The sequence below is a fragment of the Brenneria alni genome (assembly GCF_003666245.1).
Taxonomy (GTDB): domain Bacteria; phylum Pseudomonadota; class Gammaproteobacteria; order Enterobacterales; family Enterobacteriaceae; genus Brenneria; species Brenneria alni.
Genome location: NZ_MJLZ01000020.1, coordinates 57,133 through 69,864 on the forward strand (window position 1 = coordinate 57,133; position 12,732 = coordinate 69,864).

12 protein-coding genes and 3 tRNA genes are annotated in these 12,732 nt (G+C 49.7%); 3 read left to right on the forward strand and 12 right to left on the reverse strand.

The annotated features are described in order from the left end of the window. Nucleotides 1–174: 174 nt before the first annotated feature. The 6 genes from BIY29_RS10695 to BIY29_RS10720 form a co-directional block, all read right to left on the reverse strand. Entirely contained in the window at nucleotides 175–666 is a 492-nt protein-coding gene (locus tag BIY29_RS10695; RefSeq protein WP_121575112.1) for a phage tail protein, read from the reverse strand. 12 nt (nucleotides 667–678) lie between these two features. After that, nucleotides 679–3,624 carry a phage tail tape measure protein gene (locus BIY29_RS10700; RefSeq protein WP_121575113.1) on the reverse strand — a complete coding sequence of 982 codons (2,946 nt, stop codon included), beginning with the start codon at nucleotides 3,622–3,624 and terminating at the stop codon, nucleotides 679–681. Then, entirely contained in the window at nucleotides 3,611–3,751 is a 141-nt protein-coding gene (locus BIY29_RS20855) for a GpE family phage tail protein (RefSeq protein WP_121575114.1), read from the reverse strand. Before BIY29_RS20855 ends, BIY29_RS10700 begins: the two co-directional genes overlap by 14 nt. A gap of 20 nt (nucleotides 3,752–3,771) precedes the next feature. Further along, nucleotides 3,772–4,080 carry a phage tail assembly protein gene (locus BIY29_RS10710; RefSeq protein ID WP_121575115.1) on the reverse strand — a complete coding sequence of 103 codons (309 nt, stop codon included), beginning with the start codon at nucleotides 4,078–4,080 and terminating at the stop codon, nucleotides 3,772–3,774. Nucleotides 4,081–4,207: 127 nt separating this feature from the next. Continuing rightward, nucleotides 4,208–4,723 (reverse strand): phage major tail tube protein, encoded by a 516-nt coding sequence (locus BIY29_RS10715; protein WP_121575116.1) that lies wholly within the window; start codon nucleotides 4,721–4,723, stop codon nucleotides 4,208–4,210. Continuing rightward, a complete protein-coding gene (locus tag BIY29_RS10720) occupies nucleotides 4,724–5,908 on the reverse strand; it encodes a phage tail sheath subtilisin-like domain-containing protein (RefSeq protein WP_121575117.1) in 1,185 nt (394 codons plus the stop codon). A gap of 147 nt (nucleotides 5,909–6,055) precedes the next feature. On the opposite strand from BIY29_RS10720, the gene BIY29_RS10725 reads away from it, so the two are divergent. Together BIY29_RS10725 and BIY29_RS10730 are read left to right on the forward strand one after the other, a co-directional pair. Beyond that, nucleotides 6,056–7,198 carry a phage late control D family protein gene (locus BIY29_RS10725; protein ID WP_121575118.1) on the forward strand — a complete coding sequence of 381 codons (1,143 nt, stop codon included), beginning with the start codon at nucleotides 6,056–6,058 and terminating at the stop codon, nucleotides 7,196–7,198. Between the two features lie 36 nt (nucleotides 7,199–7,234). Then, nucleotides 7,235–7,483 carry an Ogr/Delta-like zinc finger protein gene (locus BIY29_RS10730; protein WP_121575119.1) on the forward strand — a complete coding sequence of 83 codons (249 nt, stop codon included), beginning with the start codon at nucleotides 7,235–7,237 and terminating at the stop codon, nucleotides 7,481–7,483. A gap of 192 nt (nucleotides 7,484–7,675) precedes the next feature. Here the strand turns inward: BIY29_RS10730 and BIY29_RS10735 are convergent. From BIY29_RS10735 to uvrY, 6 genes are all read right to left on the reverse strand, one after another. After that, nucleotides 7,676–7,762, reverse strand: a tRNA-Leu gene (locus tag BIY29_RS10735). Nucleotides 7,763–7,770: 8 nt separating this feature from the next. After that, nucleotides 7,771–7,844, reverse strand: a tRNA-Cys gene (locus BIY29_RS10740). 39 nt (nucleotides 7,845–7,883) lie between these two features. Then, a tRNA-Gly gene (locus BIY29_RS10745) sits at nucleotides 7,884–7,959 on the reverse strand. Nucleotides 7,960–8,153: 194 nt separating this feature from the next. Continuing rightward, complete coding sequence (gene pgsA / locus BIY29_RS10750) at nucleotides 8,154–8,702, reverse strand: CDP-diacylglycerol--glycerol-3-phosphate 3-phosphatidyltransferase (protein ID WP_121575120.1); 549 nt, start codon at nucleotides 8,700–8,702, stop codon at nucleotides 8,154–8,156. 58 nt (nucleotides 8,703–8,760) lie between these two features. Next, nucleotides 8,761–10,593, reverse strand: coding sequence for an excinuclease ABC subunit UvrC (uvrC, locus tag BIY29_RS10755; protein WP_121575121.1), 1,833 nt, complete (start codon nucleotides 10,591–10,593; stop codon nucleotides 8,761–8,763). Next, nucleotides 10,586–11,242 carry a UvrY/SirA/GacA family response regulator transcription factor gene (uvrY, locus tag BIY29_RS10760; RefSeq protein ID WP_121575127.1) on the reverse strand — a complete coding sequence of 219 codons (657 nt, stop codon included), beginning with the start codon at nucleotides 11,240–11,242 and terminating at the stop codon, nucleotides 10,586–10,588. The genes uvrC and uvrY overlap by 8 nt, the downstream gene beginning before the upstream one ends. Nucleotides 11,243–11,890: 648 nt before the next feature. Between uvrY and BIY29_RS10765 the strand changes: the two genes are divergently transcribed. Further along, on the forward strand, nucleotides 11,891–12,115 hold the full coding sequence (locus BIY29_RS10765; RefSeq protein ID WP_121575122.1) for a DUF2594 family protein: 225 nt from the start codon (nucleotides 11,891–11,893) through the stop codon (nucleotides 12,113–12,115). Nucleotides 12,116–12,732 lie beyond the last annotated feature (617 nt).

Here is a 12,732-nt window from a genome sequence, read left to right on the forward strand (position 1 = left end):
TGCAGCTCTAAGAATGGAAGTTAAGATTAATAATTCAGTATATCGGGCTGCTATGAGAACGTTGTTTTAAAGCCAGCGGTTTTAGCCAGAATAATAAATAACTTTAACTATTATCAATGTCGGTAGTAATACAACAGTGTATTGCAGCACAGTTACGACTGTGCTGCAGACACATCATGAAAGTAATCCCCCAACCGAAGCGTTAACCGCATTATACGCCTCCATTGCGCCACTGCGGATATTGGTCAGCATGTCGCGGAATGACGATGATTGCAGCCGTTCGCGATAATCTTCGTCAACCCGTTGCAGGCTAATGGAAAACTCTATTTTTTTCGCATTGCCGTACCGGTCAAACTCCGCGCCGGTACGCTGCAAGCCGGTTAAAACATACATCCCGTAGATCTTTCCGCTCCCTTCAATCAGCGGCCAGGGGCGCCCCATATATCCCATCGTCGTTAACGCGGAGAGCGAGAGATTACCGCCGGTGATTTCCGGGTAGAGAACGCCGTCAAGGGTGATTTGAGACTCGCCCGCGCCGATATACTGCCAGCTTGCCGAGCGGTTAACACGATCGTTCTTGACGTGGCGCCACTGCTGAGACTGCCGCAACTGCTGATAAGGTACGGTTTTGAGGGCAAAAACAAACATACCGAATACCATCATCATAATATTTTCTCCTTAATCTGCATCACGAAATGAGCCGCGCTGATTGCGTTCTCTTTCGTTGAGGATTTGCCTTATTTTCTGTTCAACAAGCTGCGCCAGTTCGCGTGGATCTTGTTTGCCAACATCGTTAAATACCAGGCTGAACGATGGCGCCGCGCTGGGTGATGCAGACACAGGCACGGTTTGGGCCTGCCGAATAGGTTGCGTGGTAATGTCCTGCATCTGCTGAGAAACAACGCGCGGGACTTTCTGCGCAGCGACACGTGTTTCCTGCCAGGCGCCTTGCACGGCAAAAGCGCGGGGCAGGTTTTTAAAAACGATATCCCCCGGCCCTATCCGTTTTTTGGTTTCATCCAGTAATCCGCTGGTATTGTCAGAGATTTTCTGTAGTCGCCGCTGGGTGCCTGTTTCCCCTGTCAATGGCTGCGGCGGGGTTGTAATCACAGGAGGATTGCTGCTGGCACTTTTGGGCGACCAATCCCATCCCTTTTTAACCATCTTCCCTTGTTTTTCGTCCCATTCCCACATGACGGGATCTTTCTTGAGGCTTTCAGCTTTAAGGCGCGCAGCTTCCAGCCCGGAAGGGATAAGATCGAGTTTTTCCAGTACCCAGCCGATACCCTCCATCAGTTTTTGCAGTGGCCAGAGAAGCACATTAAGCGCCGTGCCCAGCACGCGCCCGAAAGTTTCCCCGGCGCTGGTGCATTTTTCCAGTGATTCGCGGGAAGACTCTATCGGGGTAAAGAGTTGCTTAAACCAATCCCAGACGCGGGAAACGGCTGCGCCTATGGCATCAAAAACAGGTGATAGAGAAGCGAAAGTGTCGCGGAGTGGTTGCAGCGCCTGCATCACCCCAGAAAAAAAGCCGCTTAAGAATGCACTGATAGAATCCCAATACTTCCAAATCAGCACACCAGCCGCAACAAAGGCCGCGCCAATCAGACCAATGGGGCTAAGTAGCAATGATAATGCCCCACCCAGAACAGATACCGCGCCACTAATCAGCCCCCACAATGCAGGCAGGCCGGTGAGTCTTAGCAGTAACAGACCAATGCCTTTCGCCAGGGAGACGAGCGACGATAACGGCGAGGTAAATACAGCAAGCAACATGCCGCGCAACGGCATGAGTAATCCCGGCAGACGGCCAAATCCTGCGGCCAGCGACTTCATAACCTGCGACCAGCCGCCGATCCTCGTCATAGAACTGCCCGCCACGCCGCCGAGCGTGCGGAACATGGCGATCGTACCGCCGATGCCTCGCCCGCCAGTCAACAGAGTGAAACCAAGTTGCAGTTTAGCCAATGGCCCCATCAGTATCCCTATAGCAAGGGAGGTCACGCCAATTGCGGCAGTAAGAGCCAGGGCGCCGCCGCCAACAAGTAGCAACGTTTGCGTAAGTTCGGGATTTCCTTTAGTCCATTCCATTATGCTATTGATGACGCTACTGAGGCTTTGTGTGAGTAGGCGCAATGGACCGTCGATAGTCTCTTCAATCTGTATGCGAAACCCTTCCCATGCGCTATCCAGTTCTTTCAGATCACCGCTAAGGTTGTCGGCCATTGTTTCAGCAGCGGCCGCTGCTTCACCGCTGGCGTTTTTCAATTCGCTGGCAAGTTTTCCTAATGCGCCACTGCCCGCCGCCTGGACTAACGTTTGCAGGCCGACGAATGCCTCTTCCCCCGCAATATCTTTAAAGAACGATACCTGATCGACGTCTCCGTATTTTTTTGTGGCTTTATACAAATCACCCAATACATCCTGCATTGGGCGCATTTTGCCCTGAGCGTCTGCGACAGATACGCCAAGCTCTTTCAACGCGTTAGCGGCTGCTTTGGGGGGTGATGCCAAACGGGAAAGGCTGGCGCGCATTGCTGTACCTGCATCGCTGCCCCGAATGCCATTATTAGCCAGCATACCGGCCATTGCCGCCGCATCTTCAAGGCTGATACCTAGCTTGGATGCAACAGGCCCGGCATACTTCATCGTATCGCCCAGGTTGCGTAAATCCGTGTTGGTACGGGTGAATGCGGCAGTCAGTGTGTCACTGACGCGATCCATTTGACTGGCATCCAGCGCAAACTGAGAGAGAATGTTAGAACCAATATCAGCGGATTCGCCCAGATCCATACCGCCAGCCAGCGCCATATTAAGAACGCCGGGTAAGGCGTCTTGAATAGATTGCGGCGTAAAGCCCGCCATTGCTAAAAACGCCTGGCCGCTGGCGGCGTCGCGCGTGCTAAATGCTGTCTCAGCGCCAAGTTTCTTCGCCTTAGCGCGCAATGCGCCCATTTGCTGATCACCTTTATCCAGCCGGGTTAGCGCCTGAACGCGTGACATTTCCTCATCAAAACCCACAGCAGGCGCCAGAAAGCGCCCTCCGGCATACCCTGCGCCAGCCGCGCCCAATGCGGCGCCAGTGCCTGAACTACGTAAATTGCCTGCGGTCTGCTGCATCTTGTCATAACGGGCGCGCGCCTGAGTGACAGCGGCGAGTTGCCGCCGCTCTCGTTCAAGTGATTGGCTGTATTGTTCTGTGCGCCGGATGGCGCTCTGGATCGCGCCGCTGCCGCTGGTCAGCGTGATCCCGTGCTGGCGCAATGCCTGCGCACCTTCCCGGAGTTTGGCGGTCTGTGCGCCGTAGGCAGTGGTCAGCGTGGTGATCTTTGTTCTCAGACCGTCGAGTTTGGCCCGCTGCGCCTCTGATAATGTGCCAGTTTCTTTCAGCCGCTGGCTTAACCCCGCCGCTTCGCGCTGCGCCCGGTTCAGTTTTTGTGCGGTGTCATTAGTGCTGTTGCGCAGCTTCTGAAAAGAGGTGCTTTGGGATTCCAGGCTTTTGATCGCGGCCTGCGTTTTTTTGATAGATTCAGAAAGACCGCCCGCGCTATTCCGGGCGGCATTGACGGGGCGGGTAAATTTATCGATGGCGCTGAATGCGACACGGATATCAAGGCTCTTCATCCTTATTGGCTCCACTTCTGATAGCCGCCCGCTCACGCCAGGCTATCAGGTCGCAAAGCTCCATGACGTACATTTCCGAGAGCGGCCAATGAAAAATCGTGGCGATATCTGCGATCAGATCCTCCACGCTGTCAAATAGCAGAACGGTTACAGGTTCTCCGTCGCCGCCTCGCTCTGTTCGGTAGGCGCCTGCGGAGCCAAAAAAGGTACTAACACCTCATTCAGCCGCACAAAGTCGGCAGTCGAAAGGCTGGCGATTTCGGGCAGGGTCAACGCTGGCGACGTGATACGGGTCAGCAGTGTTGATACGGCGTCAAAGTCCAGGTTAATGACGTCACCCAGCCGCAACCCGCGCAGCGATCCGGCCTGCTTAATTGCCGGGGTGATTTCAATCTGCGTAATTTCGCTACCCTTGCGCTTGATGGGTGCCGAAAGCGTGATTTTGCTTACAGTCATGTTTTTTTATCTCCGGGCGGCGAATGCCACCGTTTAAATATTGAGAGTTGGCCGGAATAGTCAGTCATAACTATGTTTGCCGGTGTCGCCATGCCACGGCCCGACAGCATGGCGACAGTGCTATGGGTTAACCGCCCAGCCCCAGCGCGGAGCGAACTCGATCAGGGTATAGGCTTTGACCGTTTCGCTTGTAAATGAAATTGAGTAAATCAAATTCAAGTAATGGCTGATCATCAATAGACAGCTTGTAATACGTGTTTTTGATGGCGTAAGTGTGATTGGTGTCATCACCCTGTTTGGATTCGCCGGGGTCGATTTCCGTGATCCGTCCGCGCATCTCAACTTCAACGATGGAACTCGTGCCGCCGGTGTAATACTCACCGACAAAGCGCAATTTCAGTTCGTCAATGTCGCCGCCATATTTCAGGATCAGTTGTTCCTCAAAGCCGCCGACCTGCATTGACGCATCGAGCGCGCCGGAGTCCAGACCGAGATCGACAGCAACGGCGCCAATCATTCCGCCGCCCTGAAAATCTTCCGTTTTACGGGTGATTTTAGGTAGCGTTACGCTGGGGATCTTCCCGATATGGTTATCGCCGTCCACGTAGCACGTAAACAGGCGGAGCTTTTTAGGTACGGCCATTTACGCGCCCCCCAATGAAGAAAAAGCGGTTTCAAAATACTGATCGGTGAACGTCTGGTAGAGACTCAGATCTTCCAGCGGCGGGACAGGCGTATAGTTGTAACGCACAATGCACTTGCCCTGGCGTAACCCGGTCGTCGGGTTGTCCTCGATATCGAACCAGCAGGCCGCGCCGATCAGTTTCCCGGCGGTCACCAGCGCCTGTAATTTGGCGTCAATGCCGCTGACCACGTCCTTGACGTTACCTGGCGTCATGGGTTTATCGACAGTGGTAAATTGCGCCTCTGCGATACTGTCAGCCAGTATCTGCGCGGTGCGGGTGTACACCTCAAAGATGTATTCTTTATCGGGATCAGTGGTACGGTTGCCCCAGAATCGGAACCCGTCGCGCTTAATCAGCGTGGTGATCTCGTTGGCATTGAGTTCGTTGGCGTCGCTGTCTTCCGCCTGTAACGCCCAAAACACATCTTTGGCAATCCCCAGCACATTGTTAACAGCAACGTTAGACAAGGATTTGTGCCAACCCTGCGTGTTATCGATCAGCGCCCGCAGACCGCAGGCATAGGCTGTAGCCGGGAATTCTTCGTTTTGCCCGGTCAACGGGTTGTACGTGATGAAGTTGGGCCAGATTGTCATCACTTCGCGATAGTTCAGCGTGGTGCGGTATGCCTTCGCTTCCGCAATGGTTTCGCAGCCGTGACAGTGCGCGTAAACGAATGCCCGCAGCTTCTGCGCGATAACACAAAGTTGTGTAGCCACTTCAATCGCGTCGTAGTCGGGAATGGCCAGAATGCGCGGACGATAGCCGGTTTTCTGTTCTGCCGTTAAAAACGCATACATTCCGGTATAGCTACCATCGGCAGCAGTGCCGCCAATCATAAGCTGTGATTGCGTCGGATTGTCTTCCCCTTCAACAGCCTGGGCCACTCGCACCACAATGACTTTAGGGCTGCACTGGTCAGAAATCGCCTTCAGGCTTTTGTAAAGCGATCCGGTCATGCCGGCCTTACCCAACACATTATTAACGCGGGTGATAAGTACGGGAGTATTTAACGGAAACGTATCCGGGTCTGCATCGTCCGCAACTGCCACGATGCCAATGACCGTCGAGTCAATGTCATTGATGGCTGTTACCAGATCGGTGTTTTCCCGGACGCGAACGCCGTGGAAAAAATTGTCGGTCATGTCTTGCCGCCTCGTCAGTGAGTTCATCGTGATATTCGCCGAAAACAACAGACCAGACACGCGCTTAGGGTTGTTACAGGCAGGCGACAACAAACGGCTGTTTGTCGTTTCGCGCGCGCATGAAACTATCAGCGCCGGGGGTGTGAAATGGTATTGAGCAACTTGACGGATATTCAGCAAATGCTGAGTTCAGGGCTTTCCGATATTGATAATGCGTCAACGGAAGTGGTTAAAGTTCCCGGCTTTAACATCACGATGGGCGGTAAAACACTTGCATTACTGGATGAACGTCTGATTTCGCTTTCAATGACAGATAACCGGGGCTTTGATGCCGATCAGTTAACAATTTCCGTTGATGATGCGGACGGACGTATTGACCTGCCGCCGCGCGGCGCGGAATTATCCGTATCTCTGGGATGGAAAGGGGAAGCACTGGTTCACAAAGGCATTTTTGTTGTTGATGAGGTCGCCCATTCAGGGCCACCGGACGCCATCGAGATCACCGCCCGTAGCGCCGATTTTCGCGACGAATTTAACGTCAAGCGCGAAGTTTCATGGCATGACGTAACGGTTGAGCGTGTGGTATCGGCAATCGCCCATCGATACAGCCTAAAGCCCTTAATCAGTGCGCAACTGATGGGTCTGGAAATTGACCACGCAGATCAAACCCAAGAAAGCGATATGTCGTTTTTAACCCGCATGGCGGAAATGCTGGGCGCTATCGCCACGGTTAAAAATGGTTGTCTGCTGTTTATCCTGCCCGGTGGCGGCGTCAGTGCATCTGGTAAGCCATTGCCAGCGGCTGAAATCACCCGTTCCAGCGGCGACAGGCACAGCTTCCGTATTGCAGATCGTGATGCCTATACCGGCGTGCGCGCGTACTGGCTGGATCTGAACTTCGGGAAAAAGAAAAAGGTCAGCGTAAAAAAAAGAACACCCCAAAAGAAACAGGAAAAAAGCAGCAGCCGCGAAGGTGATTATATGGAAGGTGAAGACGGGAATGTCTACGTGCTGCGCAAAACCTATCAGAATGAGACGGCGGCGAAGCGTGCGGCGGCGGCGAAATGGCAACAACTCCAACGCGGCGCGGCGCAATTCTCGATCACCCTGGCGCGAGGCCGTGCTGACCTTTACCCGGAAGTGCCGGTTTCAGTCAGTGGGTTTAAATCAGATATTGATAAACAGGAATGGATAATATCGCGTATAGAACATGTCTTTGATGGGAGTGGTTTTACTTCCCGTCTGGAACTGGAGGCAAAGATTGCTGACTGGATAGCAGAAAGTGACTAAAATAAAGACAACTCAAACCCCGCCGGGGAGTCAGTCATGTTTGTTTGCCCTCATTGCGGCGCCACCGCCCGCACACGAACCAGTCGCCGCCTCAGTGAAATGACGATACGTCAGTATCATCAGTGCCAAAACCTGGAATGCAGTATTACTTTTACCACGCTGAATAGCGTTGAAAGATTGGTGACCAAAAGAATTAAATGTGAAGATGTACCGCCTGACTTTATACCAAGTGATGCATTTCCCGCGTCACATTATGGCGACGCACAATTAAATCTAGCGGTGTAATAAAAGTTCTTTTCCTTTAGATAAACTTAATAAAAGCGGCTAAATTTTCAGCCGCTTTTTTATTGCCTGAAATCGGCGCTGCCACTCTGCTGCCATTTTGCTGCCACTTGCTCTTTTTCAGGCACAAAAAAACCGCTATTAAGCGGCCATCAATTTTGGAATAACTTATTGTTTTAGCTTGGCTTTAAACGATGGTGCCCGGGGTGGGACTTGAACCCACACAGCGCGTACGCCGAGGGATTTTAAATCCCTTGTGTCTACCGATTCCACCACCCGGGCTTGGATATTGGAGGCGCGTCCCGGAGTCGAACCGAGGTAGGCGGATTTGCAATCCGCTGCATGGCCACTCTGCCAACGCGCCTTACCTTTAAATTTGTCCCAGCTTTAGCAGCTGAAATATTGGAGCGGGAAACGAGACTCGAACTCGCGACCCCGACCTTGGCAAGGTCGTGCTCTACCAACTGAGCTATTCCCGCATCATACGAACATGCTGATTTTTCTGCTAACTTTCAACAAATCAGCGCTACCGTTGATGCGGTGCATTCTACTGACCTGACGCAATGAGTCAACAGAATTATCGACCAAGCGCGTTCGTTTGCTGGTTTTTACAGCGGGCGATTCTACCCGCGCCTTTCGGATCGTTACAAGCGACGTTTTTAAGGCGCGTCGATCATGGTTCAAGCAAATCATGACGTGCGGCGTTCAAATATTGAAACATTGACCAGAAAGTCAACACTGCAGCGATGTATAAAGCAATAACCCCCGCCCCTTCAACAAGACGTTCTGGCCGCCATAATAAAGCAACCAACGCCATCATTTGTGCCGTTGTTTTTACTTTTCCAATCCAGGAAACCGCCACACTACTGCGTTTACCTATCTCCGCCATCCATTCACGTAATGCAGAAATGATAATTTCGCGTGCAATCATCGTTGCGGCAGGCAACGTAATCCACCAGGAGTGATAATGCTCCGCCACTAGAACCAATGCGACCGCAACCATCACTTTATCTGCAACAGGATCGAGGAATGCCCCAAATCGCGTAGTCTGCTTCCAGCGACGGGCTAAAAATCCATCAAACCAGTCTGTAACCGCTGCAAAAACAAAAATCAGCGCACACACCAGCGGTGCCCAGACGAATGGAAGATAAAACGCCAGCACAAAAAACGGGATTAAAGCAACACGAAACAGGGTAAGCAACGTCGGTATATTAAATTGCATAGCGCTTAGGTAACTATTTGGCCGGAGTGGATATTACGAGTATGTTGCTACATTGTCCCTAGTGTTTCAATGCATGGAAGATTTTTTCTGCCAATGCGTGTGAAATACCCGGCACATTTGCAATTTCCTCAACGCTGGCGTTCATCAAAGGCTGTAACCCCCCCATGTATTTCAATAGGATCTGTCGGCGTTTAGGGCCTATACCTTCAATGAGCTCTAATGTACTGGTGTTTTTAACTTTTGCTCTTTTCTTACGGTGCCCGCCAATCGCATGATCGTGAGAATCATCACGAATATGCTGAATAACGTGCAGAGCAGGAGAATCTGATGGTAAAGCAACACCTTCGCCGGTCGCCTCAAAAAACAGCGTCTCCAGACCAGCTTTACGATCACTGCCTTTAGCAACGCCAAGTAACAGAGGCTTATTCTTATCCCAGGTTACTTGCAGCGAGTCAAATACGGCTTTTGCCTGTCCAAGCTGCCCTTTTCCACCATCAATAACGATCACATCAGGGATTTTACTGTCATCTAACGCTTTGCCATAACGACGTTTAAGTACCTGAGCCATCGCTGCATAATCATCTCCGGGAGTTACCCCACTGATATTATAGCGTCGATATTCTGAACGTAACGGACCGTTTGCATCGAATACGACACAGGATGCCACAGTCTGCTCTCCCATAGTATGACTGATATCAAAACACTCCATGCGATTAATTTTCGGCAGTTGTAAAACCTTAGCCAGCTCAGACAAACGCTGGTGAATGGTTGATTGTTGCAACAGCTTAGTCACTAATGCCGTTGCCGCATTCGTGCGGGCAAGTTTCAGGTAACGGGCACGATCACCGCGGGGCTTCGCCTGAATTTGCACCTTTCGTCCAGCGACTTCAGTTAAAGACTCTGTAAGCAAGTCTTTATCCGGCAAGGTAAAATCAAGCAGAATCTCTGCGGGTAAAGTTCGGGCCAAACTCCCCTGTAAGTAAAACTGTCCAACAAAGGTTTGTACGACTTCCCCCAGTTCGGTTCCACCGGGTACTTTCGGGAAATAGCTGCGGCTGCCCAACACTTTCCCTTGTCGAATGAACAGCACATGCACGCAGGCTATTCCGGCATCAAAAGCCACGCCGATGACATCCAAATCTTCGTCGCCGCCGGAAACAAACTGCTTTTCCGTAACCCGTCGGACAGCCTGAATCTGATCGCGGATGCGTGCCGCCTCTTCAAAATTCAACTCATAGCTGGCCGCTTCCATCCTTGAAATAAGCTGATTAAGTACTTGCTGATCTTTACCGGATAAAAACAAACGCACATAGTCGACCTGTTGCCGGTAGTCGTCTTCACTAACCAGTCCGCTAACACAAGGACCAAGACAGCGACCAATTTGATATTGCAGACAAGGGCGCGAGCGATTGCGGTATACGCTATTTTCACATTGCCGAACCGGAAAAAGTTTTTGCAACAATATTAACGTTTCACGTACAGCATTACCGTTCGGAAATGGCCCGAAATACTCGCCTTTTGCGTGTTTGGCACCACGATGGACCGCCAGACGCGGATGTTGATCGGCACTGAGAAAAATCATGGGATAGGATTTATCATCGCGCAATAAAACGTTATAGCGCGGCTGGTAAAGCTTAATATAGTTATGTTCCAGCAGTAAGGCTTCCGTCTCAGTATGCGTGATCGTCACATCGATCTGGCAGATACTTTTTACCAAAGCTTCCGTTTTACGACTGGCAAGATTACTACGGAAATAACTGGAAAGTCGTTTTTTTAAATCTTTTGCTTTACCGACATAGATCACCATATTCACGGCATCATACATGCGATAAACCCCAGGCTGGCTGGTGACTGTTTTTAGAAATGCCGAGGCATCGAAACTTTCACTCACTACTTGACAATGTCTCCGCATTAAATAGGCCGTGGCGAATTGCCAGGTGCGTTAGTTCCACATCACCATTGATGTTCAGCTTGCTAAACATCCGATAGCGGTAGCTGTTCACTGTTTTAGGACTCAGATTAAGCTGATCTGAAATTTCGGTCACTTTCTGCCCTTTGATGATCATCAGCATAATTTGCAATTCACGCTCAGACAAACACTCCAATGGCGTCCCAGCCTGTGGCTCTAACTGACTTAATGCCATTTGCTGCGCGATATCAGGGGCAATGTACCGTTTACCCGCATGTACGGCACGGATGGCACAGATAACTTCCTGCGGAGCAGCAGCTTTACTGACGTATCCAGCAGCCCCCGCCTGCATTACTTTAGCAGGTAAAGGGTTCTCTGTATAAATAGTTAGCATGATGACTTTTATTTCAGGAGAAAATCGTAGAATTTTACGTGTTGCCTCAAGACCGCCAATTCCCGGCATATTCATGTCCATTAAGACAACATCTGCGTCGTTGCTGCGACACCACCTGACGGCGTCCTCGCCACAAGATACCTCACCAACTACTTTGAGACCTTTGATATCGTCAAGAATGCGCCGTATCCCTGCCCGCACCAGTTCATGGTCATCAACAAGAAAAACGTTAATCAAAGAATAATTCTCCAAAAAAGGGAGTAACACTTACATAACGCGTTGCTTGCAGGTGATACTACGTTGGTTTCGAAACATAATGAATACAGATTTATATGAATTATGTATTTCTAATATATGTTACACAGTAATAAACGATCGATATCAAAACAAGATGATAACAATACACTGTTCACTTTGGGCAGCTTATTGATCACATTCTTAACATTTCAGATTATGATTTTCAGCTCGCTGAACCCATATCATCCGCCATCCGCAGCCCGGTAAAAAAAACGAAAATCAATGGCATTCAATTGGCATTGGATTTTACACACCAATAAAACCCACCATATTAACCCTATGTTATGCAAGTACTTTACAGCACATGAACCCACATTATATAGAGGGGGGGAGCATCCAGACTGTAAGCCTTTTGTATTCAATCTAACACAAGTTCACTATATAAATCCGGGCACTCAAATACAATTAAAAATAAGTTAAATGCATAAAAAACAGCCACTACATAGTCATTACTTTTTAATGATAGTCATTAGTAATACACATTATGCTATACTCGCGGCAAGCTGATTATACCTACTGTTGGGGCCTTCGAGCCAACTGTGGGTTGACTAAAACGCATTTTTTGCTGTTTCTTGTTAAGGAGAAAACATGAGCAACGTAGATTTTTCCACCAGCATGTCCGTAGAAACGCTGGCGCATGAAGTAACTTGTTTAAAAGCAATCATCACGTTGCTGTTAAAAGCTATCGGTCAGGCTGATGCGGGTAAAGTTATCATCAATATGGAAAGATATATTGCTCAAATGGAAGATCCTGAGCAGGCTGAAACGTTTAGCAACACGATCAAACAAATCAAGCAGGCTTACCGCCAATAAGTGTTTCCCGTCGGCTTAGAGTCTCTTGTTGCTGGCGGTGCTTTTTCTTTTCACCGTTCATTTATCCAAAAGCACTTTGCCAGCTACGTTTAAAATCTCTATGCCCACCAAGACCAGCAGAAACTTGTTTAAAAGGCAGACAAAAAATCACAAACGCAATCACTTGTTGAAACCCATATACTCTAAATAATTCGAGTTGCAGGACAACACGTTGTCGCTTTTAACAATGCGAAGCGTTGGTCTTTACGAACAAGACTCATTCATGAGCCTCGTAACGCGGCAAGAGAGGGACAAATTCGGCGAGAACGAATTTGACCAGCAACGGCTGACCTTCGGTGAGAGATAGACGTGATGGGCCGAGTAACAAAGCCAACGCACATGTAATTTGAAGTATGACGTAGAGGTAAACGCTTTTGGGTAATGGACTCATGTTCAGAATTATACAATCCAAAAATCTTTAGCTTTCACAGAACCGAGTCCACTTTATAACATGTCCCTCTTTCAACATCAGTAATTAGAGACTGGATAATATTTTATAAATATCAGGAGTTGATAAAGTTATTTACATTTAAATGAAATACAGTAAAGCCGCTTAATTAGCAGAGATATTTTATTAC

Excerpts from the sequence above, each read along its gene's own strand:
- BIY29_RS10720 (WP_121575117.1), bottom strand. The coding sequence starts at position 5,908 with ATGACCGACAATTTTTTCCACGGCGTTCGCGTCCGGGAAAACACCGAT.
- pgsA (WP_121575120.1), bottom strand. The coding sequence starts at position 8,702 with ATGCAATTTAATATACCGACGTTGCTTACCCTGTTTCGTGTTGCTTTA.
- BIY29_RS10730 (WP_121575119.1), top strand. The coding sequence starts at position 7,235 with ATGTTTGTTTGCCCTCATTGCGGCGCCACCGCCCGCACACGAACCAGT.
- BIY29_RS10725 (WP_121575118.1), top strand. The coding sequence starts at position 6,056 with ATGGTATTGAGCAACTTGACGGATATTCAGCAAATGCTGAGTTCAGGG.
- BIY29_RS10765 (WP_121575122.1), top strand. The coding sequence starts at position 11,891 with ATGAGCAACGTAGATTTTTCCACCAGCATGTCCGTAGAAACGCTGGCG.
- BIY29_RS10695 (WP_121575112.1), bottom strand. The coding sequence starts at position 666 with ATGATGATGGTATTCGGTATGTTTGTTTTTGCCCTCAAAACCGTACCT.
- BIY29_RS10700 (WP_121575113.1), bottom strand. The coding sequence starts at position 3,624 with ATGAAGAGCCTTGATATCCGTGTCGCATTCAGCGCCATCGATAAATTT.
- BIY29_RS10715 (WP_121575116.1), bottom strand. The coding sequence starts at position 4,723 with ATGGCCGTACCTAAAAAGCTCCGCCTGTTTACGTGCTACGTGGACGGC.
- BIY29_RS10710 (WP_121575115.1), bottom strand. The coding sequence starts at position 4,080 with ATGACTGTAAGCAAAATCACGCTTTCGGCACCCATCAAGCGCAAGGGT.